The 24,130-nt window shown below is 68.7% G+C and carries 19 protein-coding genes; 6 read left to right on the forward strand and 13 right to left on the reverse strand.

Going from position 1 to position 24,130, the window contains the following annotated elements; translation table 11 throughout:
- Positions 1-63: 63 nt before the first annotated feature.
- The gene (locus ACEN8G_RS18750) at positions 64-3,417 is read left to right on the forward strand and encodes a PAS domain-containing protein (RefSeq protein ID WP_413415592.1); all 3,354 of its coding nucleotides are present in this window, start codon (positions 64-66) and stop codon (positions 3,415-3,417) included.
- Positions 3,418-3,598: 181 nt separating this feature from the next.
- Complete coding sequence (locus ACEN8G_RS18755) at positions 3,599-4,888, forward strand: adenylosuccinate synthase (RefSeq protein ID WP_413415591.1); 1,290 nt, start codon at positions 3,599-3,601, stop codon at positions 4,886-4,888.
- Between the two features lie 62 nt (positions 4,889-4,950).
- On the opposite strand, the gene ACEN8G_RS18760 is transcribed toward ACEN8G_RS18755, so the two are convergent.
- The 10 genes from ACEN8G_RS18760 to ACEN8G_RS18805 all read right to left on the reverse strand — a co-directional run bounded on the left by ACEN8G_RS18760 (position 4,951) and on the right by ACEN8G_RS18805 (position 16,242).
- Complete coding sequence (locus ACEN8G_RS18760) at positions 4,951-5,223, reverse strand: hypothetical protein (protein ID WP_307117061.1); 273 nt, start codon at positions 5,221-5,223, stop codon at positions 4,951-4,953.
- 225 nt (positions 5,224-5,448) lie between these two features.
- Complete coding sequence (gene aroC, locus ACEN8G_RS18765; RefSeq protein ID WP_413415590.1) at positions 5,449-6,519, reverse strand: chorismate synthase; 1,071 nt, start codon at positions 6,517-6,519, stop codon at positions 5,449-5,451.
- The gene (locus tag ACEN8G_RS18770; protein ID WP_413415598.1) at positions 6,516-7,034 is read right to left on the reverse strand and encodes a GNAT family N-acetyltransferase; all 519 of its coding nucleotides are present in this window, start codon (positions 7,032-7,034) and stop codon (positions 6,516-6,518) included. Before ACEN8G_RS18770 ends, aroC begins: the two co-directional genes overlap by 4 nt.
- Positions 7,035-7,039: 5 nt before the next feature.
- A complete protein-coding gene (gene fabI, locus ACEN8G_RS18775) occupies positions 7,040-7,843 on the reverse strand; it encodes an enoyl-ACP reductase FabI (protein ID WP_413415589.1) in 804 nt (267 codons plus the stop codon).
- A 6-nt stretch (positions 7,844-7,849) separates the two neighbouring features.
- On the reverse strand, positions 7,850-8,686 hold the full coding sequence (locus tag ACEN8G_RS18780) for a YihY/virulence factor BrkB family protein (RefSeq protein ID WP_413415588.1): 837 nt from the start codon (positions 8,684-8,686) through the stop codon (positions 7,850-7,852).
- 111 nt (positions 8,687-8,797) lie between these two features.
- A complete protein-coding gene (locus ACEN8G_RS18785) occupies positions 8,798-9,751 on the reverse strand; it encodes a DnaJ C-terminal domain-containing protein (protein WP_413415587.1) in 954 nt (317 codons plus the stop codon).
- A gap of 171 nt (positions 9,752-9,922) precedes the next feature.
- Positions 9,923-10,807: a transglutaminase family protein gene (locus tag ACEN8G_RS18790; protein ID WP_413415586.1), complete on the reverse strand. Its 885-nt coding sequence runs from the start codon at positions 10,805-10,807 to the stop codon at positions 9,923-9,925.
- Positions 10,807-13,281, reverse strand: a complete 2,475-nt coding sequence (locus ACEN8G_RS18795) for a circularly permuted type 2 ATP-grasp protein (RefSeq protein WP_413415585.1) — start codon at positions 13,279-13,281, stop codon at positions 10,807-10,809. The genes ACEN8G_RS18790 and ACEN8G_RS18795 overlap by 1 nt, the downstream gene beginning before the upstream one ends.
- Positions 13,282-13,384: 103 nt before the next feature.
- Positions 13,385-14,011 (reverse strand): DUF4198 domain-containing protein, encoded by a 627-nt coding sequence (locus ACEN8G_RS18800; protein ID WP_413415584.1) that lies wholly within the window; start codon positions 14,009-14,011, stop codon positions 13,385-13,387.
- 59 nt (positions 14,012-14,070) lie between these two features.
- Positions 14,071-16,242 (reverse strand): TonB-dependent siderophore receptor, encoded by a 2,172-nt coding sequence (locus ACEN8G_RS18805; RefSeq protein WP_413415583.1) that lies wholly within the window; start codon positions 16,240-16,242, stop codon positions 14,071-14,073.
- Positions 16,243-16,457: 215 nt separating this feature from the next.
- On the opposite strand from ACEN8G_RS18805, the gene ACEN8G_RS18810 reads away from it, so the two are divergent.
- The 4 genes from ACEN8G_RS18810 to ACEN8G_RS18825 all read left to right on the forward strand — a co-directional run bounded on the left by ACEN8G_RS18810 (position 16,458) and on the right by ACEN8G_RS18825 (position 19,349).
- Complete coding sequence (locus tag ACEN8G_RS18810) at positions 16,458-17,240, forward strand: alpha/beta fold hydrolase (protein ID WP_413415582.1); 783 nt, start codon at positions 16,458-16,460, stop codon at positions 17,238-17,240.
- Positions 17,241-17,457: 217 nt separating this feature from the next.
- Entirely contained in the window at positions 17,458-17,757 is a 300-nt protein-coding gene (locus ACEN8G_RS18815; RefSeq protein WP_413415581.1) for an autorepressor SdpR family transcription factor, read from the forward strand.
- Positions 17,754-18,155, forward strand: a complete 402-nt coding sequence (locus ACEN8G_RS18820; protein ID WP_413415579.1) for a hypothetical protein — start codon at positions 17,754-17,756, stop codon at positions 18,153-18,155. The genes ACEN8G_RS18815 and ACEN8G_RS18820 overlap by 4 nt, the downstream gene beginning before the upstream one ends.
- A 66-nt stretch (positions 18,156-18,221) precedes the next feature.
- A complete protein-coding gene (locus tag ACEN8G_RS18825) occupies positions 18,222-19,349 on the forward strand; it encodes an acyltransferase family protein (RefSeq protein ID WP_413415578.1) in 1,128 nt (375 codons plus the stop codon).
- Between the two features lie 27 nt (positions 19,350-19,376).
- Here the strand turns inward: ACEN8G_RS18825 and ACEN8G_RS18830 are convergent, their stop codons facing one another.
- From ACEN8G_RS18830 to ACEN8G_RS18840, 3 genes are all read right to left on the reverse strand, one after another.
- Complete coding sequence (locus ACEN8G_RS18830) at positions 19,377-20,669, reverse strand: hypothetical protein (protein ID WP_413415577.1); 1,293 nt, start codon at positions 20,667-20,669, stop codon at positions 19,377-19,379.
- 96 nt (positions 20,670-20,765) lie between these two features.
- Complete coding sequence (ligD, locus tag ACEN8G_RS18835) at positions 20,766-23,198, reverse strand: DNA ligase D (RefSeq protein WP_413415576.1); 2,433 nt, start codon at positions 23,196-23,198, stop codon at positions 20,766-20,768.
- On the reverse strand, positions 23,198-24,055 hold the full coding sequence (locus tag ACEN8G_RS18840; RefSeq protein WP_413415597.1) for a Ku protein: 858 nt from the start codon (positions 24,053-24,055) through the stop codon (positions 23,198-23,200). Before ACEN8G_RS18840 ends, ligD begins: the two co-directional genes overlap by 1 nt.
- Between the last annotated feature and the right edge of the window lie 75 nt (positions 24,056-24,130).

Consider the following 24,130-nt stretch of genomic DNA (forward strand, 5'->3'; position numbering starts at 1 on the left):
GCGGCCAAGTCGAGTTGACTCAGTCGGTTGACTCGGGAGGCCGTGCCCCGCATCGGTTGGCGCATGGGGGCTGCGCTGCGCTTTCTGGATCATGAAGGCGAGATGGCGGCGCGAATCCGCGATTTCGACTGGAGCGCGCATCCGCTCGGCCCGCCCGAGCATTGGCCCGACGTGCTGAAGTTCGCGCTCGACGTGGCGCTGGGCTCGACCTTCCCGACCGCGGTCTATTGGGGGCCGGAGCTCTACCTGCTCTACAACGATGCCTGGGCGACGATCCCCGCCGATCGCCACCCCTGGGCGCTGGGCCGGGCGGGTGCGGAGGTGTGGGCGGACATCTGGGACGTGGTCGGCCCGCAGATCGTCGGGGTGCTGGAGAGCGGCCGCGGCTTCGCGATCTACGACCAGCAGCTGATGATGGAGCGCGACGGGCGGCGCCAGGAGACCTGGTGGAACTACAGCTTCACGCCACTGCGCGATGCCGAGGGCCGCGTCGCCGGCATGCTCAACCAAGGCAACGAGACCACGCGGATCGTCTTTGCCGAACGTGCCCGCCTCGCCGAAGTGGCGCGGCTGCGCGACCTGTTCGAACAGGCGCCGGGTGCAACGGCACTGCTCCACGGCCCCGAGCATCGCTTCGAATTCGCCAATTCGGAATATCTGGCGCTGATCGGCGGCCGTCCGGTGCTGGGCATGACGGTAGCCGAGGCGCTGCCCGAGGTGGTCGAGCAGGGCTTCGTCGCGCTGCTCGACAATGTCTATGCGAGCGGCGAGACCTTCCGCGCGGACGGCGTGCCGGTGCTGCTCCAGCGCCGCGCCGACGGCCCGGCCGACACCCGCTTCCTCGATTTCGTCTACCAGCCGATCAAGGACGCGAACGGCAACACCACCGACATCTTCGTCGCCGCCAACGACGTGACCGAACGCACCACCGCGGAGGAGGCGCTGCGGCGGAGCGAGGAGCGGCTGCAGCTCGCGCTCAACGCCTCGCTCGGCGTCGGCACCTGGGTGTGGGACGTGGCGCGCGACCAGGTCACCGCCGATGCGCGCTTCCTGCGCCTCTACGGCGTCGACGAGGCGCTGGCGGGCAAGGGCGCGCCGATCGCGAGCTTCTTCGTCAACGTGCATCCCGGCGACCGCGTCCGGCTCGAGGCGAGCATCGCCCGCACCCTCACCGAGCGCGTGCCGTTCAACGAGGAATATCGGCTCGTCCAGAGCGACGGCACGCTGCGCTGGGTGAGCGCGCAGGGCCGCGCGACCTTCGACGAGGAGGGCAGGCCTTTGCGCTTCCCGGGCGTCGCCTTCGACGTCACCGAGCGCAAGCTGGCCGAGGAAGCCGCGCGCGACACGGCGGAGGAACTGCGCGAGGCGAACGAGGCCCAGGCGTTCCTCGGCGCGCTGTCCGACCAGCAGCGCGGGCTCGATTCGGCCGATGCGGTGATGCGCTTCACCGCCGCGGCGCTCGGCGAGCAGCTGGCGCTCGACCGGGTGGTCTTCTACCGGGTGCAGGGCGAGGCGGTGCGCTTCGGCCCCTATTGGACCAGCGGGCGGCTCGCCCCGCTCGAAGGCACGCTGCCGATCGAGGCGCTGGCCGAAAATGCCCGTTCCTATCGCTCCGGGCGCACCGTGGTGCTGGGCGACATCGCCCACGAGGCGCCGGGGCTCGCGCACCTTGCCGGTGCCGGGGTGGGCGTGCCGCTGCTGCGCGGCGGGCAATGGGTCGCGGTGATGTCGATCAACAGTGCCGAGCCGCGCCGCTGGAGCGCCGAGGAAGTCGCCTTCATCGAAGCGGTGGCGGAGACGACCTGGGACGCGGTCGAGCGGATCGAGGCAGTGGCGGCGCTGCGCGAGAGCGAGGCCAAGTTCCGCGCCATCGCCAATTCGATCGACCAGATGGTCTGGTCGACCCTGCCCGACGGCTATCACGATTACTACAACGACCGCTGGTACGAATATACCGGCGTGCCGCATGGCAGCACCGACGGCGCGGCGTGGAACGGCATGTTCCATCCCGACGACCAGGAGCGCGCCTGGTCGGTATGGCACCAGAGCCTGGAAACCGGCGCGCGCTACCGGATCGAATATCGGCTGAAGCATCGTTCCGGCCGCTATCGCTGGGTGCTCGGCAGCGCCCAGCCGGTGCGGAACGAGCAGGGCGAGATCACCCGCTGGTTCGGCACCTGCACCGACATTCAGGACATTGTCGATGCCCGCGAAGTGCTCGCCCGCTCGCGCGAGGCGCTGGAGGCGGCGGTGCGCGAGCGGACCGAGCAGCTGATGGCGGCGGAGGAGCGGCTGCGCCAGGCGCACAAGATGGAGGCGGTCGGCCAGCTCACCGGCGGCATCGCGCACGACTTCAACAACATGCTCGCCGTGGTGATCGGCGCGCTCGACCTGCTCGAGCGGCGGGTGGCGCAGGGCCGGCTCGATATCGACCGCTACGTCACCGCCGCGCGCGACGGGGCGACCCGCGCCGCCGCGCTCACCCAGCGGCTGCTCGCCTTCTCGCGCCAGCAGCCGCTCGCACCCGTGGCGATCGACGCCAACGAAATGGTGCGCGGGATGATCGAGCTGCTCGTCCGCACGCTGGGCGACGACGTGACGGTGGAGACGGCGCTGCCGACCGGCGTCTCGCCGCTGCGCGCCGATCCCAACCAGCTCGAGAACGTCATCCTCAACCTGTCGGTCAATGCCCGCGACGCGATGCCGCATGGCGGCAAGCTGGTACTCGCCACCGCCAATGCCCGGTTCGAGGCGGAGGAAGCTGCCGAGCTGGAGCTGCAGCCGGGCGACTATGTCGAGATCGCCGTGATCGACACCGGCACCGGCATGACGCCGGAAGTGGCCGCGCGCGCCTTCGATCCCTTCTTCACCACCAAGGGGGTGGGCAAGGGCACCGGGCTGGGGCTCAGCCAGGTGTTCGGCTTCATCCGCCAGTCGGGCGGCGCGGTGGGGATCGACACCGAGCCGGGCCAGGGCACCACCGTGCGGCTCTATCTGCCCGCCGATGCCGGCGCCGCGCCCGCACCGCGGGCCGACGCCCCGATCGCCGTGCCGATGGGCGCCCGCAGCGGCGAGACGGTGCTGGTGGTCGAGGACGAGGAGCGGGTACGCAACTACTCGATCGAGGCACTGCGCGAGCTGGGCTACCAGGTGATCGGCGCGCGCGACGGGCCCGAGGCACTGCGGCTGATCGAAGCCGGCCCGCCGATCTCGCTGCTGTTCAGCGACGTGGTGATGCCCGAGATGACCGGGCGCGAGCTGGCCGAGCGGGCGCGGGCAAGGGTGCCCGGGCTCAAGGTGTTGCTGACCAGCGGCTATGCCCCGGAGACGGCGCGCGTCGCGGGCGAGACGATCCTCGCCAAGCCCTTCGATCTCGACCGGCTGGCGGCTGCGGTGCGAGCGGCACTGGACGCCTAGGGCCTGCCTGCTCCCCGGGGAAAAGCGATCCGATCGCCCCAAACAACTTGACCGAATCGCCCGCACGCGCCATGCGCCCCGCGGCTTCGGCGCCTTGCGCCCCGGCCTCCGTAAAGCCCAGCCGCCGAGTCCTGTCGAAGGGCGGCTTGTGGCCCGCCCCGGCAGGCGGAGACGTGTATCCATGGCAAATGTAGCGGTTATCGGCGCCCAATGGGGTGACGAAGGCAAGGGCAAGATCGTCGACTGGCTCGCCGAGCGGGCCGACATGGTCGTGCGCTTCCAGGGCGGCCACAATGCCGGCCACACGCTCGTCGTCGGCGAGAATGTCTACAAGCTCTCGCTGCTCCCCTCGGGCATCGTCCGCGGCACGCCGAGCGTGATCGGCAACGGCGTGGTGCTCGATCCCTGGCACCTCAAGGCCGAGGTCGAGAAGCTGCGCGGCCAGGGCGTCGAGATCACCCCCGACAAGCTGATGATCGCGGACAATTGCCCGCTGATCCTCCCCTTCCATCGCGATCTCGACGCGCTGCGCGAGGATGCCAGCGGCGCCGGCAAGATCGGTACCACCCGCCGCGGCATCGGCCCGGCCTATGAGGACAAGGTCGGCCGCCGCGCGATCCGCGTCTGCGACCTCGCCCATCTCGACGAGCTCGGCCCGCAGCTCGATCGCCTGACCGCGCATCACGACGCGCTGCGCGCCGGCTTCGACCAGCCGCCGATCGACCGCGAGGCGCTGCTTGCGGAACTGCGCGAGATCGCCGGCTTCGTCCTGCCCTTCGCCCAGCCGGTGTGGCGCGCGCTCAATGCCGCCCGCGAGCGCGGCCGCCGCATCCTGTTCGAGGGCGCGCAGGGCGTGCTGCTCGACATCGATCACGGCACCTATCCGTTCGTCACCTCGTCGAACACCGTGGCGGGCACCGCCTCGGCCGGATCGGGCATCGGCCCGGGCGCAGTCGGCTTCGTCCTCGGCATCGCCAAGGCCTATACCACCCGCGTCGGCTCAGGCCCGTTCCCGAGCGAGCAGGACAATGAGATCGGCGAGCGGCTGGGCACGCGCGGCCACGAGTTCGGCACCGTCACCGGCCGCAAGCGCCGCTGTGGCTGGCTCGACGCGGTGCTGCTGCGCCAGTCGGCCGCCGTCTCGGGCATCACCGGCATCGCGCTGACCAAGCTCGACGTGCTCGACGGGTTCGACGAGATCCAGGTGTGCACCGGCTACAAGCTGCACGGCGAGGCGATCGACTATTACCCCTCCAACGCCGCCGACCAGGCTGCGGTCGAGGCGGTCTATGAGACGATGCCGGGCTGGCAGGAGACCACCGCCGGTGCGCGCAGCTGGGCGGAGCTGCCGGCTGCCGCAATCAAGTATATCCGCCGGGTGGAAGAGCTGATCCGCTGCCCGGTGGCGCTGGTTTCGACCAGCCCCGAGCGCGAGGACACGATTCTGGTCCGCGATCCCTTCGCGGACTGAAGACACGGCAATGCGCTACCCGTCCGGCCAGGGCGGGTAGCGCATCCCCTGCGTCGGGAGCCCTAGTGGGGCTTCTTCTTGCCTTCCTTCTTGGCATCACGCTTGTCTTCGGACGAAGCCGCAGGATCCTGGCTGGGGGAAGCCGGATCGGGCGCGGGCGTGGCCGTGCTGGTATCCGGCGCAGGCGCCGGATTGGCGCTGGGGTCGGGTGCCGGCGCAGGAGCAGTGGTTTCCGTCGGCGGGTTGGCAGACGGGTCCGAGGGCGTAGTGGTCTGGGCGAAAGCCGCGGGGGCGGCCAGCAGCGCCGCGGCGCCGATCAGGGTTTTGAGCAACATAACAGGGCAATCCTCCTTCGGTTTTTGCCGACAACCCTTCGAGCGGTTGCACATGTCTGGATTGTTTCCAGACATTTCAGCCAGCCCTGCCCGGCACACGGCTGAGCAATGAGGCGAGCCCGTCAAGGGACGGGTCGAAACCGGCGCGCATGCAAAAACCGGCCGCACCATGGGATGCGACCGGCTATTTGCCTGGGCCGGAGAGCCCGGCCTCCGGGAAACGAATCAGCCGATCTGGGCGCGGTGGAGCAGCTTCTGGTCGGCGAGGACGAGCGCGACCATCGCTTCGACCACCGGCACGCCGCGGATGCCGACGCAGGGATCGTGACGGCCCCTGGTCAGGATCTCGGTCGCTTCGCCTTCGCGCGTGACGGTCTCGACCGGCGTGAGGATCGAGCTGGTCGGCTTGAACGCCACCCGCACCCGCACCGGCTGGCCGGTCGAGATGCCGCCGGCGATGCCGCCGGCATGGTTGGCGAGGAAATGCGGCTTGCCGTCCGGTCCCGGGCGCATCGCATCGGCATTCTGCTCGCCGGTCAGCGCCGCCGCCGCGAAGCCGTCGCCGATCTCGACGCCCTTCACCGCGTTGATCGACATGCAGGCAGCGGCCAGCTCGCTGTCGAGCTTGGCATAGAGCGGTGCCCCCCAGCCGGCGGGCACCCCGGTCGCCTCGCAGGCGATCACCGCGCCCAGCGACGAGCCCGACTTGCGCGCCCCATCGACCAGCGCCTCCCAGCGCTTCGCCGCTTCGGCATCGGGACAGAAGAAGGGGTTGTTGCCGATCTCGGCGGCATCGAAATTGGCATAGTCGATCGCGTCGCCGCCAATCGCCTCGACCCAGGCGAGGATCGTGACCTCGGGGATCACCAGCCGCGCGACCGCGCCCGCCGCCACCCGCGCCGCCGTCTCGCGCGCCGAGCTGCGTCCGCCACCACGATAGTCGCGAAAGCCGTATTTCGCGTCATAGGCATAATCGGCATGGCCGGGGCGATAGGCCTTGGCGACTTCCGAATAATCCTTGGAGCGCTGGTCGACATTGTCGATGTGGAGCGCGATGGGCGTTCCGGTCGTGCGCCCTTCGAACACGCCCGAGAGGATGCGGACCTGGTCCGGCTCCTGGCGCTGCGTGGTGAAGCGCGACTGGCCCGGGCGGCGCTTGTCGAGGAAAGGCTGGATGTCACCCTCGGACAGGCTCAGCCCCGGCGGGCAGCCATCGACGACCGCGCCGAGCGCCGGGCCATGGCTCTCGCCCCAGGTGGTGAAGCGGAAGACGCGTCCGAAGGTGTTGAAGCTCACTCGACCCTGCCCAGTTGCGCGAACGCCGGTGCATGCGTCGCGGCGCCGCGCACCCCGCACGGCATGGCGCCACCCTGAAGCGGCAGCGCCATCAGATACTCACCGGCATAGGGCGAGGCAAATCCCTGCGCCCATTCGGCCGCGAAGCCGAAGCGCTCGTAATAGCCGGGCTCGCCGAGCACGAAGCACAGCAGCGCGCCCGCTGCGCCCAGCTGGGCAATTCCGGCCTGGACCAAGGCCTCGCCGACGCCCTGCTGGCGCCAGACCTTGTCCACCGCCAGCGGCGCCAGCGCGACCGCGGCGATGGCCTTGCCGGCGATCTCCGCCTCCATCCGGCTGAACGCGATCATCCCGGCAAGCGCGCCGGTCTCCTCGTCGTCCGCGACCAGGGTCAGCACCATGTCGCCGTCGATGCACAGCCGCTGGACCAGCCGAGCCTCGTCCTCGGCCGGGAAGGCGCGGCGCAGAAGCGCATCGATCGCCGCCACGTCCCCGCCGGTCGCGGGGCGCACCACGATGCTCAAGAGAGCGCGATGTCCGGCGCGTCCTCGGCCTTCATGCCGATCACGTTGTAACCCGAATCGACATGGTGGATCTCGCCGGTGACGCCCGACGACAGGTCCGAGAGCATGTAGAGCCCGGCGCCGCCGACATCCTCGATCGTCACGGTGCGGCGGAGCGGCGAGTTCAGCTCGTTCCACTTGAGGATATAGTTGAAGTCGCCGATGCCCCGGGCCGCCAGCGTCTGGATCGGACCGGCGGAAATGCCGTTGATCCGGATGTTCTCCGGGCCGAGATCCACCGCGAGATACTTCACGCTGGTCTCCAGCGCGGCCTTGGCGACGCCCATCACGTTATAGTGCGGAATCACCTTCTCGGCGCCGTAATAGGTCAGCGTCAGGATCGAACCGCCATTCGGCATCAGCTCGCGCGCGCGCTTGGCGACGGCTACCAGGCTGTAGGCCGAGATGTTCATCGTCATCAGGAAATTGTCGAGCGTGGTGTCGTAGAATTTCCCGCGCAGCTGCGACTTGTCGGAGAAGCCGATGGCGTGGACGATGAAGTCGATCGTCGGCCACTTGGCCTTGAGCGTGTCGAACGCCGCGTCGAGCGCGTCCATGTCGGCCACGTCGCAATCGATCAGCGTATCCGAGCCCAGCTGCTCGGCGAGCGGCTTCACGCGCTTGAGCAGCGCATCGCCCTGATAGCTGAACGCCAGCTCGGCACCCTGCTCGGCGAGCTTCTTCGCGATGCCCCAGGCGAGGCTCTTGTCATTGGCGAGGCCCATGATCAGCCCACGCTTGCCCTGCATCAATCCGGTCACGACGCGCTATTCTCCATTCTTCCGCGGTTCCTCTAGACTCGTTTCGGGCGTTTCCGCCAGAGCCGCATTCAACTCGGCGCCGACTACCAGACCGAGGCCGACGAGGAAGAAGAAGATCAGCGCGATCATCACGCCTGCAAGGCTTCCATAGGTCAGATCGTAATTTCCCAGCGTACCGAGGATTTTGGGCAACAGGGCGGTAACCAGCAGCCACCACACCGCGGTGAACAGCGCGCCGGGCCATTTCGGGCATTTGCTCTTCCGGAAACGGCTGGGCGTCAGCGAGTAGAACAGGATGTAGAGCGCGCCGAACAGCGCCACCGCCGGCGCGATCTTGCTCAAGGAGACGATGCGCTGCGCTTCCGATGCCCAGGGGAAGATGTTGTAGAGGAACTGCTCGACCGCGGTGAGGATCACCTGGAAGCTGAACGCCGCCATGGTGATGATCACCGAGGCGATGATCATCCCGATCGCCCCCAGCCGGTAGCGCCAGAAGGGCGTGCTCGACTGGACGCCGTACGCCTGGCGCAGGATGCCGCGGATCGTCTCGATGAAGCCGGCGACGGTCCACAGCCCGACGATCGCACCGAACCAGAGCAGGTTGCCGGTCCGCGCCATCAGCACGTCCGACACCGGCTTGCGCAGCAAGGTCGCGACGTCGGGCGGCACGGTGCGGAGGAACGCCTCGAGTGTATGGATCCCCTCCGAGCTGCGCCCGAACAGCTGGGCGATCGCGGCGGCGACGATGAAGAAGGGGAAGAGCGTGACCAGGCTGAGATAGGCAAGGTTGCCGGCATAGGTGAAGCCGTCGTTGAACGTGCCGATCACCACCCGCTTGGCCACGGTCCAGAATCTGGGACCGAGGCCGATCCGGGCGAGCAGGCCGAGGATGCGGGATCCAAGCCCCGGCCTCGCTTCAGCGGCGCCCGTATCTTCCCCTGTCGTCACAAAGCGTTAGACGCCCATGCGGCCACGCGGGTTCCCCTTGTCGGTCCAGCCCTGCGCGAACTCGATCAGCGCATCGTCATTTACCGGCAGCTCGACCATCAGCGTGACGAGCAGGTCGCCGCGCCCCGCGCCCTTGTGGTGGAAGCCGCGGCCCTTGAGGCGCAGCGTCTTGCCCGAGCTCGAGCCCTTGGGGACCTTGAGCATCACCGCGCCGTCCGGCGTCGGCACGCGCACCTCGGCGCCGAGCACGGCCTCCGAGAGCGTCACCGGCAGCTCGAGCCGGATATCGTCACCGCTGCGCTCGAAGAAACGGTGCGGCTGGATCTCGATCGTCACGATCGCATCGCCGGGGCCGCCCGGGCCTTCCTCGCCCTTGCCGGCCAGGCGCATCTGGGTGCCGGTCTCGACGCCGGCGGGCAGCTTGAGGTCGATCGTCTTGCCGTCGCGCAGGGTGACCCGCTGCGGCGCCAGCTTCGCCGCGTCCTCGAAGCTCACCGCCAGGCGATAGGGGACATTGGCGCCCTTGGCCGAGCTACGCCGGCCGAAATCGCCGAAGCCGCCCGAGAAGCCACCGCCGCCGGCAGCGCGCCGGCCGCCCATGCCGCCGAACAGTCCCTCGAAGATGTCGCCGAAGCCGCCGCCGTCGCCGCCACCGAAATCGGCGCGGAAGCCGCCCTGGCCGCCGCCCATGCCGCCCATTCCCCCGGGGCTGAAGCCGCCGAACGGGTTGGTCGGATTGCCCTCGCCGTCGATCTCGCCGCGGTCGAAGCGGGCGCGCTTGTCCTTGTCGGTCAGCAGGTCATAGGCCTGGGTGACCTGGCTGAACTTCTCCGCCGCCTTGGGATTGTCCTTGTTGCGGTCGGGATGCAGCTCCTTGGCGAGCTTGCGATAGGCCTTCTTGATATCAGCCTCGCTCGCACCGCGCGCGACATTCAGGACGGAATAAGGATCAGCAGCCATCAAAACCCCTTTGGACGCGCCGTATTTCGGCGTGTCGGGCCGCTAACGCAAGGGCGCGCAGCGAATGTCGCCGGGTGCCGTCGCAGGCCCAAAGTACACGAAGTACACGCCTGGAGCTGTATCCATCGCCGCAGGGCGTAATCTTGTTACGCGCGAGAGATATTTTATTTCCTATTCCGCGTCGAGCGGCTCGACATCGACCGACACATGCATGTCCTGCGCGCCCGAGCCGAGCACGATGCCGTCGATCGGCGCGATCTCGGCATAGTCGCGGCCGATCGCCATCACGACATGGTCCTCGGCCATCCAGATGCCGTTGGTCGGATCGACCCCGACCCAGCCGAGATCGGGCCCGGCCCAGACCAGCACCCAGGCATGCGTCGCATCGGCGCCGACCAGCCGGGGCTGGCCCGGCGGCGGCAGGGTGCGCAGATAGCCCGAGACATAGGCGGCGGGCAGGCCGGCCGCGCGCAGGCCCGAGATCATGATCTGCGCGAAATCCTGGCAGACCCCCCGGCGCTTGTCGAAGGCGGCGCGCGGCGGCGTGTCGACCAAAGTGGCGCTGGGATCGAAGTCGAATTCGCGCTGGATCCGCGTCGCCAGCGCATGGGCCGCCTCCAGCACGCCCCGATCCGGCGCGAGATCGGGCGCGCACCATTCGGCGATGGCGCCGTCGAGCGGGATCTGCGGCGAGGGGAAGAGATAGGCGGCAGGACCGGCCGGCGACATGTCGCGACTCTCGCGTGACAGCCGCGCGATCCCGGCGACCGTCGGATCGGAGGCGGAAGGCACCGGGATCGGCCGCTCGACCCGGATGCGCGCGCTGCTCTCGATCGTCAGCGTGCTGGTCGGCACCTCCAGCACCAGCCGCACGACATTGGCGAGCCCGGCCTCGGCCCGGGCCGGGAAGATCCGCCCGCCCGGCTCGACCGACAGGGCATAGTCGAGCACCTCCTGCCCCGACCAGAAGATCGGCTTGAGGCGCAGATTGCAGCGCGCGAACGCGGCCGGCTGCGCATAGTCGAACCGGGTCACGTGGCGGATGCGGTAGAGCATCAGGCGAGGACGAGCCCGGCGGCGCGCAGCGGCTCGGCACCCTGCAGGAAATAGCGCCGCGCGATCGCATCGGAGAGCAGGCCGAGGCGCAGCTCGAGCCCGGCGAGCATATTGTCGTCGATCCGTACCGCCTGTCCGGTCACCAGGATCGCCGCCAGCTCGCGCGCCTGCTCCTGCTGCGGCTCGGCCAGCCCGTCGTCAGACAGCACCGGCAGCTTGTTGAGATGGCCCGAGATTGCCCCGACCTGATAGGCGATGCCGCGCGGATTGCCCGGATCGAGCGTGACCAGATCGAGCACCGGCACCCGGCCGATGCCGGTCAGATAGCGCTGGCGATAGCTGATCTGGCTGTCCGCCAGGTCGAGCAGGGTGCCGAGATCGTCACTGGTCGCATCGACCCGCCCGAAGGCGCGCAGGAAGCGGAGCGTCGCCAGCGCGCGCTCGACCCGCCGGCCCATGTCGTGGAAGCGCCAGGCATCGGTGCGCCCCATATGCTCGGCGGCGAGCCCGGCCAGCGCCGAATAGCGCCGTTGCAGCGAGCCGGCCTTGTCGAGCAGCGTGCCGCGCGCCGGGAAGGGCGCGTCGAGCAGGCGGACCATGTCGGCAGCCAGCCGGTCGCGCGAGACCTGGCCGATCAGCCGCGCCTGGGCATTGATCGCGGCGACGCTGTACCAGCCCTGCCCGACATCCTCGAGCGCGGCGCGGGCGAGATGCGTCAGATCGGCGCGCCGGATCGCACCCGGTGCCGGCGCGGCCTGGCTGGCGACGAGGATGTCGACGAGCCGGCGGACCGTATCGGCGGCAAGCGCCGCGCCGGTATCCGCGCTGATCGAATTGCCGAGCAGCACGCGGATCACGCCGAGCTGCGCCTCGCCGCGCTCCAGATAGCGGCCGAGCCAGAACATGTTGTCGGCCACCCGGCTGGGCAAAGTCCCCGGATTGCGCCGCAGCTGGGTCGAATCGCCCGCTGGCAGCAGCGACACCGGCTCGACCGGATCGGGGCCGTGGACGCAGACATCGGCCGACCACATCCCCTCGCCCATCACCGCGGCGCGGGCATCGGCATGCTCGCCGATCCGGGCGAAGCCGCCGGGCAGCACCGTCCAGGCGCCGTCGCTGCCGCGTGCCGCGAACACGCGCAGGGTGAAGGGGCGCGCGGCGAGCTTGTCCTCGCTGACCACCGGCATGGTCGAGAGGTGGACGATTTCCTGCCCGACATAGTCCTGCGGCCGCCGCGCCATGTCGGCGAGCAGCGCGGCCCGCGCCTCGCCCTGCAGCGCCGAGCCGAGCACGGCCTTGGCCCCGGGCAGGCCGAGCGGCGGGACGCCGAAGGCGGACTTGACCAGCAGGCGATCGAGCTCGGCCTCGACATGCGCCTTCGCATCGTCCTGGCCGCACCACCAGGTGGCGATATTGGGCAGGCTGAGTGCCTCGCCGGTCAGCAGCTCGGCCAGGCGAGGCAAGAAGGCGGCAAAGGCGGGCGCCTCGAGGAGGCCGGCGCCCGGCGCATTGGCGATGACCACATTGCCCGCGACCATCGCATCGACCAGCCCCGGCACGCCGATCGTCGAATGGCTGTCGAGCGCGAGCGGATCGAGCAGGCGCGGATCGAGCCGCCGCCACAGCGCATCGACGCGCTTGAGGCCGGCAATGGTGCGAACATAGAGCTTGTCGTCGAGCACCGCGAGATCGGCACCCTCGACCAGCAGCCAGCCGAGATAGCGGGCGAGATGCGCCTGCTCGGCATAGCTCGGGTTGAGCCGGCCCGGAGTGAGCAGCGCGATGCGCGGCTCGGCGCGGCGGCAGCGCGCGGCCAGCCCCTCGCGGAACGCCGCGAAGAAGGGCGCATGGCGGGCGATGTTGAGCCGGGTCTGGAGGCCGTCGAGGGTCTGCGCCATCGCCAGCCGGTTCTCGAGCGCATAGCCCGCCCCCGCCGGCGCGCGCAGGTGATCGGCGAGCACCCGCCATTCACCGTTCGGCCCGCGGCAAAGGTCGATCGCCAGCGCCTGGAGATGATAGCCGCCCGGCGGCACCGAATTGGCGAGCGGGCGCAGGAAGAAGGGGCTGCCGGTGACCAGCGCGGCGGGCACATGCCCGTCGGCGACCAGCTTGCCGGGGCCATAGAGGTCGGCGAGCACCTGCTCCATCACCTCGGCGCGCTGGGCAATGCCGGCGGCAATGGTGTTCCACTCGGCCTGCGGGATCAGCAGCGGGATCGGCGAGAGCGGCCAGGGGCGCTCCTCGCCTTCGCCGGCGATGCGGAAGCCGGTGCCGATGTCCTCGGCATGGCGATGCGCGCGTTCGCGCGCGGCTTCGAGATTCTCGCCGGCAAGTCCCGCCAGTTCCTCGAACACCGCGGCCCAGGCCGGATCGCCCGAAAGCATGTCGTCGACAGGCGCCGACGCACGATATTCGGCGATCCACCGGTCGGCGATCGTTCCCGCGTCGAACAGAGGTGCGGCGCTGCTCGCCAAGCTTCGTCCCCAGCTATCCGCGGCGACTAGTGAGGCAATCCCTGCTGCGTGGCAACATGGGATGCGTACGTACGGCCATGCCGTGCACGCATCCCGTTGCGGGTCAGCGCACGAAGGTGAGCGTCGAGATGTGCATCACGCTCGCCACGTCCTGCCCGCCCAGCTTGGCCGGGGCGGTTTCGGTGTGCGACGCGCTGAGCAGGTAGCGGCCCTTGCCGAGCTGCGGCGCATCGATGCGGCCCTGGGCGTCGGTGGTGAAGGCCTTTTGCCAGCGATCCGGCGTTATGATCGTGACCTTGGCATCGGCCAGCGGCTTGCCGCGGAAGAACAGGGTGAACTTGTCGCCATTCGCCGCCACCGGCACCAGCTCGAGGTCGAGCTTGTGGCTCGTCTCGCTGCGGCCGGCACGGGCATAGAAGATCGCGCCCTGCTTCGCGTCGCCCGACTGCCAGGGCTCGAACACCGCATCGTCGCGCACACGCACGTCGCCGGTGCCCGGGACCGCCGCCTCGATATGGTTGGCGCGGCGGGTCAGCGCGCCCGTCGCGCCGACCAGCTGCGGCTTCTGCAGCTTGGGGAATTCGGGATCGCCATTGGCCGGGACCGCCTCGTTCGGCTCGCCCAGATAGATGCGCGCCGGGCCCTTGCCGTCATGCTCGACCCAGATCTCGTGCGCGGTGGCGGGCGCGGCGATCAGCATCGCGGCGGCGGCAAGCAGAAGCGTCTTCATTCGTCACTCTCCCTGGCTTGGGGCGAGGGAGGCGCGTGCCGCACCTCCCTGCCCCCTTTTCAGAAGCGGTAGCTGGCGCTGACCGTGAAGTTGCGCGGCGCGCCGTAGCGATACTGGCTGAACGTCCCCATCTGGCTGTAATAGGTCTTGTCGAGCAGGTTCTCGACATTGGCCTGGACCGAGATCTGCTCGCTCAGCGCATAGCGCGCCATCAGGCTCACCAGCGCGAAGCCGCCCTGCTCGAAGCGGAACGGCGCATTGGTGACCGGGTTCGGCGCGATGGTGAAGGCCTCGCTGCGATAATTGACGCCGCCGCCGAAGGTCAGGCGATCGACCGTATAGGTGGTGAACAGCTTGAGCAGGCGCCGCGGCTGCTCGGTATTGGCGGCAACGCCGTCGCGGTCCTCGGCCTTGAACTGGCTATAGCCGAAATTGATGTTCCAGCCGGGCAGCGGCTTGCCGGTCGCCTCGATCTCGAAACCTTCGCTCGTCACCCCCTGCGCGGCGACATAAGTCTGCTGCGGCAGGCCGCCGCCCGGCGGGGTGACCATGATGTCGGGCTGGCCGACATTGTCCTGTTCGATGCGGAACAGGGCGACCGAGGTCTGCAGCGCCTCGCCGAAAAAGGCGCTCTTCAGGCCGACCTCATAGGCCTTGCCATCGAGCGGCGCGATCAGGTCGAGGGTGCGGGTGCGCAGGTTCTGCGGCTGGAAGATCTTGGTGTAGCTCGCATAGAGCCGGTGGTTCGAGGCGATGTCGAGCAGCGCGCCGACATAGGGGATGAACTCGTCGCTCTTGCCGTAGTCGCTCGAGCCGCTCCACGCGAAGCCGCGCTGGTGCCAGCTGGCGAGGCGGCCGCCCGCGATGATCTTGAGCGGATCGGCGATGTTGAGGCGGACCGCGCCATAATAGCCGGTCTGCTCGATCCGCTCCTGCTCGTTGCGCACCGCCGTGGTGCCGAACACCGGCTCGGGAAAGGCCGCGCCTTCACGGCCGAGGACGGGCACGTTGGTCGCCCAGGAGTTCAGCCCGGCGCCCCAGGCGGGGTTGTTCTCCGTGTACGGCGCCACGAAATTGTCCGTGTAGCGGTTGAGCACGCTGTGCAGCGCGCCGAGCACCACCTCGTGATCGCGGCCGAACAGCTTGACGCTGCCCTTGATCTGGCCGTCGAAGCTCTCCTGCGTGCTCACGCCCTTCGACTTGTAGGGGTTGCTGCTCTGGATCGTGCCCGTCGCCCGGTCGGCGGTGCCGTACATGTAGAGCAGCTGCGTATCGCCGGTGTTGCGCAGCTGGTTGTAGTTGGCGGTGACGCTCCAGCGGTCGCCGATCTCCTGGCGGATCGTGGCGAAGATGTTGCGGTTGGTGGAGTTCCAATAGGTCCAGTCGGCCGCCGTGGTCTGCGAGCGGGCGAGGTCGGTGGTGACCGAGCCGTCGCTGTAGAAGGTCGGCAGCGCGCCCCAGGTCGCGCCCTTGGGCCTGGTGTCCTGGTAGCTGATGCCGGCGCGGACCAGGGTCGTGTCGGTCACATCGGCATCGACGACGCCGTAGAGCACATATTTCTTGGTGTGCAGCAGGTCGGTGAAGTTCCTGCCATTCTCGTAGCGGCCGACCGCGCGGATGCGGATGCGGCCATTGGCGTCGAGCGCACCGCCGACATCGGCCGAGACGCGATAGGTGTTCCAGCTGCCGGCGCTGGCATTGACGTAGCCGCCCCATTCCCTGGCATCGGCATGCTTGCGGACCAGGTTGACCGAGGCCGAGGGATCGCCGGCGCCCGAGAGCAGTCCGGTCGCGCCGCGCACGATCTCGACGCGCTCGTAGATCGACACGTCGATGCTGGTCTCGCCATTGCCGCCGGCCAGCGTCCAGGCGGCGGGCACGCCGTCCACCTGGGTGTTCCGGATCTCGAAACCGCGCGCATAGAAGGTGTTGCGGACGTCATCGACTTCGTTGACCGACACGCCGACGCCATTGTTGATCACGTCCGCGACGCTGATCAGATTCTGGTCGAGGATGCGCTGGGCGGTGACGATGCTCACCGATTGCGGCGTCTCGCGCACGGTCAGGCCGAGGCCGGTGGCGGTGTCGATCTTGTCGGGGATCGTATAGCGGCCGCTGACGACGATCTCTTCTCCCTCGGCCGGCTTCTGCGCCTCCTCCGTCTGGGCGAAGGCGGGCGTGGCGAGGGCGCAGAGCGCGACCCCCAGCGAGAGAGAAAGCTTGAACGTCAAGGTGGAGCCCCTTTCGAGCGGTTGGGTCGCCGCACTGCCGGCGGCGTTGCGCGGGCCCTAATACTATTGCGAATCGTTTGCAATATATCTTCTCCTTCGCGTGAATGCGCGCTGTGCAAGCGCGGTTGCAGCCCGGCAAACCTTTGGATGATTGGGCGAGGCGCGGGCCGGGTGCATATCGGCGGTGTCCCGCCCTCCGACGGAGTTGCGCCACCATGTCCCAGCTTTCGCTCGATCGCCGCGGCTTTTCCCGCGCCGCCCTCGCCTCACTCGCCGTATCGCTCGCCGGCCCAGCGCTTGCCCGTCCCAAGGCGGCGGTGAAGGCGCGCAACATCGTCCTCGTCCACGGCCTGTTCGCCGACGGCTCCTGCTGGTCCGAAGTGATTCCCTTGCTCCAGGACCGCGGCCTCAACGTCACCGCGGTGCAGAACCCGCTCACCACCCTGCCCGAGGCGGTGGCCGAGGCGACGCGCGTGCTAAACCGGCAGGACGGCCCGACCGTGCTCGTCGGCCACAGCTTCTCGGGGATGATCGTCACCGAGGCGGGCATGCATCCGAACGTGTCGTCGCTGGTCTATGTCGCCGCCCGCGCGCCCGATGCGGGCGAGGATTACGCCGCGCTCGCCGCGAAATACCTTACGCCGCCGGCGACCGCCGGCATCGTCTATGACGGCGACGAGGGCCGGTTGGGCGAAGCCGCCTTCCTGCGCGACTTCGCCGGCGACCTGCCGCTGCGCAAGGCGCGGGCGCTGTTCGCGGTGCAGCAGCCCTTCCACAAGCCGCTGCTCGCTGGCCGCACCACCCAGGCTGCCTGGCGCAGCAAGCCGAGCTGGTACGCCGTCTCGACCGAGGACCGGACGATCAATCCAGATCTCGAGCGCTTCATGGCCAGGCGGATGGGCGCGACGACGATCGAGCTCAAGTCGAGCCATGCCTCGATGCTCTCGCACCCGCATGAGATTGCCCGGCTGATCCTGGAGGCTGCGGGTCAGGTTTAGCCGCTCAACCGAATCGATTGCCTGCTTCCGTCATCCCCGCGAAAGCGGGGACCCATCTCCCAGACGACCCTCAAGCACACCAGCGGTATTGGTGGATAGCGCACGAGATGGGTCCCCGCTTTCGCGGGGATGACGAAGGAGAGCAGGAAGTCCGACCTCCCAATCCTCCCCAAGAAGTCGCTTGACTCATTTCGACGTTTAGCTAAATATCATCGCCATGAACGGCGTCTTCAAAGCCCTGGCAGATCCGACGCGCCGCAAGGTGCTCGAGCTGCTGCGGCAGGGACCGATGACCGCGGGCGAGCTGAGCGACCGGTTCCCGGTCTCGCGCCCGACCATGTCCGCGCATTTCAACATACTCCGCGAAGCCGGACTGATCGCCGCGCACCGGGACGGCAAGTCGATCGTCTATCGCCTCCAGCTCTCGGTGCTGGAGGATGCGCTGCTCAGCTTCGGCCAGTTGTTCGGCATCGGCGGCGCCGCGCCCGCCGCCCCTCGGGAAGGATCCTCCGCATGAAGATCGGTATAGCCACGTCGATTGCCGCCGCCCTGTTCATCCTGGTCGCCACGCTGGTGCTGCGCGAGCTGGTCCATGCCGGGATGCTCGATGGCAGCGTCGGCACGCGCACGGTGATGATGGCCAACGGCGTGATCGTCGCCCTGTGCGGCAACCTGATTCCCAAGACGCTGGCCGCGCCGCGCGCCTCGCTCGCCGCCGAACGCCGCATGCAGGCCGCCCTGCGCAGCGCCGGCCTGGCGATGACGCTCGCCGGCGCGCTCTACACCCTGTTGTGGCTGGCCGCGCCCGAGGCCATCGCCCAGCCGGTCTCGCTCGGCGCGCTCGGGCTGGCCTTCCTCTACACCGTCTATCGTATCCTGCGTTGCAAATGGGGTCGCGGCGACCTGACCGCCTGACCGGTTCGGGCTTGCGGTTTCCGCTCGGGCCCGACACCACTCCGCGCAAACGGAGCGGAGAGGCTAGTGACGGAAATCGCGGAGACGCCGGCGACGGCGCCGGACCGGACGGCGACGGGCAAGGCGCATTTCGAGGTCCTGGACGGCCTGCGCGGCACCGCGGCGCTGATCGTGGTGATCTTCCACATCCAGGGCATCACCGTGATGTGGGACGGCGCCAAGGTGGTGCTCCACCACGCGCCGCTGGCGGTCGACTTCTTCTTCGCGCTGTCCGGCTTCGTGATCGGCTATGCCTATGACGATCGCTGGGACAGGATGGCCACCGGGCGCTTCCTCGCGCTGCGGCTGATCCGGCTGCACCCGCTGGTGATCCTCGGCGCGCTGCTTGGACTGGCGAGCTATCTGCTCGATCCCTTTGCCGGCCAGGCCCAGGCGGTGCCGCTGGCGTCGGTGCTGGGCGCCTTCGCCCTGTGCCTGTTCGCGCTGCCGAGCTGGCCGCTGGCCAATCGCTGGACCGACACGCATCCGCTGAACGGGCCGATCTGGACGCTCTTCCAGGAATATATCGGCAACCTCGCCTATGCGCTGGTCCTGCGCCGGTTGCGCGCCCGCTGGCTCGCAGTGCTGGCAGTGCTGAGCGGCGGGGTGCTGGTGGCCGGCGCGGCGATGGCCGGGACGCTCGACCAGGGCTCCTATTGGGAGACCTTGTGGATGGCCCCGGTGCGGCTGTTCTTCCCCTTCCTCACCGGCCTGTGGTTGTACCGGGTGCGCGACCGGCTCCCCGATATCCGGCTCGGCTGGCTGCCGCTGTCGCTGGTGATGCTCGCGGCGATCGCTGCGCCGACCATGCCGGTGGTGCAAGGCGTCAAGCTCAACGGACTCTATGAAGCGGCAGTCGTCATCCTGCTGTTCCCCGCGATCCTGATCGCCGGCCGCCATTCGGAGCCCGGCCGCGGCATGCTCTGGCTATGCAAGGCGAGCGGACGGATCTCCTACCCGATCTACATCACCCATTTCCCGTTCCTCTATGTCTGGATGAACTTCGTCGCGAACGGCAAGGCGTCGCAGGCCGAACTGCTCGCCATCGGCACCGCGCTGGTGCCGTTCCTGCTGCTGGTCGCCTGGGCCGCCTATCGCTGGTGGGACCTGCCGATCCGCGCGCGGCTGGGGAACTGGCTGCGCGCACGGGGCTGAGGCTCTCCCCCAGCCCCGCTCGCGGGTTCAGCGCGTGGCGGGCGACGCGACGACGGGGGCGGGCGCCGGCACCTCTGCCGGCTGGGGCGGCAGCTCGGGCAGGTCCTCGACGCCCGGCAGGTCCCAGCGGTCCATCACGATCGCCGAACAGGCATAGGTGGCGCGGTCGCGCAGCACCGCCGGCTTGAGCGCGCTGGCGAGCGCCCCCTGGCTGCCGGCGAGCACGCCGCGCGCATCCTCGATATGCGAGGCCCAGGCGATGGCATTGAGCCGCTCGCCATTGGTCATCTTCGCGCTCAGATACGGCACGAAATCGCCGACATAGAGCGTCTCGCCCGGGTCGACATGGAAGGTCGGCGCGCCGAAGCAGAAGCTGTTGGTGATCAGCAGATTGCCCACCGCGCTGCCCGACAGGACATAGTCGCCCGGCGTGACGCGCATCACCTGCACCTCATAGGCGGCCTTCTTGTCCTTGCTCTTGGCCAGCAGCGAATAGGTCGTCTTGTCGCCGGTCTTCTTCCAGTCCTTGGGGCGATAGAGCAGGTCGCGGACATTGGCGTCGTAGCGGGTGACCGCAACCGAGCCCGAGCGGCCCGCACTGCCCTCGTCCGGACGGCGGAAGCCGAAGACGATCGCGCCTTCCTCCGGCGCCAGCGCGAACGGCGCCTTGGGATCGACATTCTTGCCCAGCCACAGCGCGCCGGTGCCGGCGAGCGGCGCGTCGAGCTTGAGGTTCGGATCGGCGGCCAGCTCGAAGCTCTTCCGCTCGGTGATCACGCCGTCCACCGTCTCGGCGCCGACGATCGAGTTGAAATAGTCGCTGCGCTGGCCGTCGGTCATCGTGGCGACACGCGCCGCGGTGGCGTTCGGCACCTCGACCAGGCGCCAGCCCTTGATCAGCAGGCAGGCGCGGCGATTCTCGCGACGCTGGGCGCCCTGGGCGATCGCGCTGCCGATCAGGCCGCCTAACAGCCCGCCCATGCCAGCGGCGACCGGCGAGACCACCGCCGGATTGTAATAATAGGGCACCGTGCCCGCCGGGGTGCGCGATCCGCGCGCGATCAGGCGGCAATCCTGCCAGTCGGCATCATATTGCGCGCGGGTGGCGCCGGGCTTGTTGTAGAAGCGCGTGTCCTTCAGGTCGCGCTGCGCGTCCTTGGCGATCTCCTCGGGCGTATCGTCCGGATCGCCGGCGGGCTTTTGCGGCACCGGCTTGGCCCCGTCCCCGCCGACGGGCACCTGCATCACCGACTGGGCATGCGCGGCCGGCACGAGAAAGGCCGCGGCGAGCGCCGCGGTCGCGAGAAGTTTGAAACGCATGAATCCCCCCGGAAATGCATCTAGTGGAGGGAAGCTTAACCAAGCCGCGCGAGCCGTCCAGTGGAAAGGCGGCGATGCAACCGGTTGCGTGGCAAATCAGACGTCCGGCAGCTCCTGGTCGGCCATGCCCCAGCCCTGCAGCGCCCGGCCGGTGGCACGCTCGAGCAGCTCGCCGGCATCGCGGATGCTGAAACGCTTCGGGCTGTCGATGTCCCTGAGCTCGCTCCAGGTCACCGGCGCCGCCACCGGCGCGCCTTCGCGGGCACGGGCGACATAGGGCAGCACCGCCGTGCTCCCACGCTGGTTGCGGAGATAGTCGATGAAGATCTTGCCCTTGCGGTTGACCTTCTTGAGGTTCGCGGTGAACCGGTCGGGCTCGGCCTCACTCAGCGCCCGGGCGAAGCGCTCGCAGAAGCTCCTCGCCTCGGGCCATTCCGCCCTGGGCACCAGCGGCACCACGACATGGACGCCCTTGCCGCCCGACAGCAGCGGCCAGCTGGTCAGACCGATATCGGCGAGATGGTCCTTCAGGTCCGCCGCCGCCTTCTTCACTGCCTCGAAATCGAGCCCCTCATCGGGGTCGAGGTCGAACACCAGCCGGTCCGGCTTCTCGATATCGGCGACCAGGCTGCCCCAGCCGTGGAACTCGATCGTGCCCATCTGGACGCAGGCCATCATCCCGTCGGCATCGCTGACATAGAGATAGGGCTCGACCGATCCGTCCTTCTCGCGGACGTCGACATGATGGACCTGCTCGCCGAAGCTGCCGGCATCGTGCTTCTGGAAGAAGCATTGCCGGGCGCGGCCCTGGGGACAGCGGACCAGGCTGATCGGCCGGTTGGCGAGCCAGGGCAGCGCGATGGGCGCGGTGGCGAGATAATAGTCCGCCAGGTCGCCCTTGGTGAGGTTGTCGCCGGGGAAGATCACACGCTCGCGGCTGCTGATCCTGATCGCGGACCTGGCCGGCTCGGGCAGTGCGACCGGCTTCTCGGCGACCACCTCCTTCGCCTGCTTGTCCTCGCGCAGCCCGATAAAGCTGGCATGGCGCACGACATTGTCGGCGGTGAACTCGCTGAACGCGATCTCGGCGATCAGCTCGGGCTTCACCCAATGCGCGCCGCGCGCCTCGGCCCGGGGCACTTCTGCGGCAGGTTTCTTCGCCTCGATCCGATCGAAGCGCCCGCGCAGCTCCTGCAGCGTCTCCATGCTGAACCCGGTGCCGACCTTGCCGGCATAGGCCAGCCCCTCCGGCCCATTCAGCCCGAGCAGCAGCGAGCGGAAGCCGCGCCCCCTGGCGCTGGAGGGCGACCAGCCGAGGATCAAGAACTCCTGGCGGCGGATGCACTTGGTCTTGAGCCAGGCCTTGGTCCGCGCCCCGCGATAGGGCGCATCGGCGCGCTTGGAGACCACGCCCTCATAGCCTTCGCGGCACATCGTCTCGAACAGCTTCTCGCCGCTGCCCAGCACATGTTCGGAGAACTGGATGCGTCTGTCGGCACCCTCCAGCAGCGCGCGCAGCCGCTCCTTGCGGGCGAGCTGGGGCTGCTTGGTCAGATCCTCTCCACCGGCTTCGAGCAGGTCGAAGGCGAACATCGTCAGCCCCTCGCCGCCGCCGGACAGCGCTTCCTGCAGGGAGGAGAAGTCCGGCTTGCCGTCCTTGAACGCGACGATCTCGCCGTCGATCAGCGCCGGCCCGGCGAGGTTCGCGGCCGCCTCGGCGATGCCGGGGAAGCGATCGGTCCAGTCAAGCCCGGTGCGGGTGTAGATCTTCGGCCCCTTGCCGCCCAGGCTGAGCAGCGCGCGATAGCCGTCATATTTCACCTCGTGCAGCCACTGGTTGCCCGTGGGCACGGTATCGACCAGCGTCGCGAGCTGGGGCTTCTGGAAGCCGGGGTTCTTGCCGGCATTCGCGCCAGCCGCCCGAGATGCCGGCTTTCGCCGGGAGGTCGGCTTCTGGCCCTCCGCGATCTCCTGCATCGTCCGCCCGGTCTTCACGCTGGTCAGCGCGGTCTCGACCAGCGCGTCGGTCGCCCCCGCATATTGGTCGTCGATCTTGCGGAGCAGCCAGTTCTCGTTCTTCTCCCTGCCCCGCGGCTTCAGCCGGATGAGCAGCCACTCGCCCTTCATCCGCTCGCCCTCGAGGGTGAAGTGGAGATGGCCCTTTTCCAGGTCCTTCGCGCTCTTGCCCTCGATCGGCGCCCAGGTCCCGTCGTCCCACAGCATCACCGTGCCGCCGCCATATTCGCCCTTGGGAATCGTGCCCTCGAAATCGGCATAGGAGAGCGGATGGTCCTCGGTGCGCACCGCGAGGCGCTTCTCATCCGGATCGAGGCTCGGCCCGCGCGTCACCGCCCAGCTCTTGAGCACCCCGTCGATCTCCAGCCGGAAATCCCAGTGGAGCCGGGTCGCGTCGTGCTTCTGGACCATGAAGCGGTGGCCGCCACCCTTGGCGACCTTGCCCGCCGGCTCCGCGGTCTTCGCGAAGTCGCGCTTGGCGTTGTACTTTTCGAGCGGGTCCTTCGACGGCATCAGGCGCGCTTCTTCGCCGGAGCCTTGGCCGCGGGCCTGGTCTTCACCGCCTTGCTCGCCTTCGCCCCGGGCTTCTCCAGCGACTTCTTGAGCGCCGCCATCAGGTCGACCACGTTCGAGCCGCGGCTCTGCTTGCCGTCGTCCTTGTCCTCGATGATCTTGCGACCCTTGGCCTTCTTCTTCCGCTCGATCAGCTCGTGCAGCGCATCGACATAGCGGTCGTGGAATTCCCGGGGATCGAACTTCGCCACCTTCTTCTCGATCAGCGTCTCGGCCAGCCCGAGCAGCTCGGGATCGGGCGCGCTGTCGGGGATGTCGCGGAAATAGCCCTGCGCCTTGTTGACCTCGTCGGCATAGCGCAGCGTCTCCAGCACCATGCCGCGCCCGCACGGCTTCAGGCTGACGACATATTCCCGCCCACGCATCGCCAGCTGACCCAGCCCGACCTTGCGGGTGCGCTTCAGCGCCTCGCGCAGCACGATGAACGCCTCCTCGGCCAGGTCGTCCGCCGGCACGACGAAATAGGGCCGCTCGAAATAGAGCACGTCGATCTCGTCCAGGTCGACGAACTGGGTGAGCTCGAGCGTCTTCTTCGATTCGAGCTTCACCGCATCGATCTCGTCCTGCTCGAGCAGGACATATTCGCCCTTCTCGACCTCATAGCCCTTGACGATCTCGTCCGGCTCGACCGGCCCCACGCCGGGCGCGACCTTCTCGTACTTGATGCGCTTGCCGCTCGGCTCGTGGATCTGGTGGAAGCTGATCTGCGCGCCCGATTTGGTCGCGGTGTAGATCTCGACCGGGATCGACACGAGCGCCAGTCGTATCTGTCCCTGCCAATAGGCGCGCGCCGCCATCTCGCTCTCCTCGTTGCGAAGCCGATTCAATGTGCCAGCAAGGGAGTCGTTCCTCGACACCCGTTCGGGGGAGGA

It is taken from the genome of Sphingomonas sp. Sphisp66 (assembly GCF_047324325.1).
Lineage (GTDB): Bacteria > Pseudomonadota > Alphaproteobacteria > Sphingomonadales > Sphingomonadaceae > Sphingomonas.

Bases quoted from the DNA above. Each gene is read 5' to 3' on its own strand.
- ACEN8G_RS18750 (WP_413415592.1), top strand. From the start codon at position 64: ATGGGGGCTGCGCTGCGCTTTCTGGATCATGAAGGCGAGATGGCGGCG.
- ACEN8G_RS18755 (WP_413415591.1), top strand. From the start codon at position 3,599: ATGGCAAATGTAGCGGTTATCGGCGCCCAATGGGGTGACGAAGGCAAG.
- ACEN8G_RS18760 (WP_307117061.1), bottom strand. From the start codon at position 5,223: ATGTTGCTCAAAACCCTGATCGGCGCCGCGGCGCTGCTGGCCGCCCCC.
- ACEN8G_RS18785 (WP_413415587.1), bottom strand. From the start codon at position 9,751: ATGGCTGCTGATCCTTATTCCGTCCTGAATGTCGCGCGCGGTGCGAGC.
- ACEN8G_RS18790 (WP_413415586.1), bottom strand. From the start codon at position 10,807: ATGCTCTACCGCATCCGCCACGTGACCCGGTTCGACTATGCGCAGCCG.
- ACEN8G_RS18800 (WP_413415584.1), bottom strand. From the start codon at position 14,011: ATGAAGACGCTTCTGCTTGCCGCCGCCGCGATGCTGATCGCCGCGCCC.
- ACEN8G_RS18810 (WP_413415582.1), top strand. From the start codon at position 16,458: ATGTCCCAGCTTTCGCTCGATCGCCGCGGCTTTTCCCGCGCCGCCCTC.
- ACEN8G_RS18815 (WP_413415581.1), top strand. From the start codon at position 17,458: ATGAACGGCGTCTTCAAAGCCCTGGCAGATCCGACGCGCCGCAAGGTG.
- ACEN8G_RS18820 (WP_413415579.1), top strand. From the start codon at position 17,754: ATGAAGATCGGTATAGCCACGTCGATTGCCGCCGCCCTGTTCATCCTG.
- ACEN8G_RS18830 (WP_413415577.1), bottom strand. From the start codon at position 20,669: ATGCGTTTCAAACTTCTCGCGACCGCGGCGCTCGCCGCGGCCTTTCTC.
- ligD (WP_413415576.1), bottom strand. From the start codon at position 23,198: ATGCCGTCGAAGGACCCGCTCGAAAAGTACAACGCCAAGCGCGACTTC.
- ACEN8G_RS18840 (WP_413415597.1), bottom strand. From the start codon at position 24,055: ATGGCGGCGCGCGCCTATTGGCAGGGACAGATACGACTGGCGCTCGTG.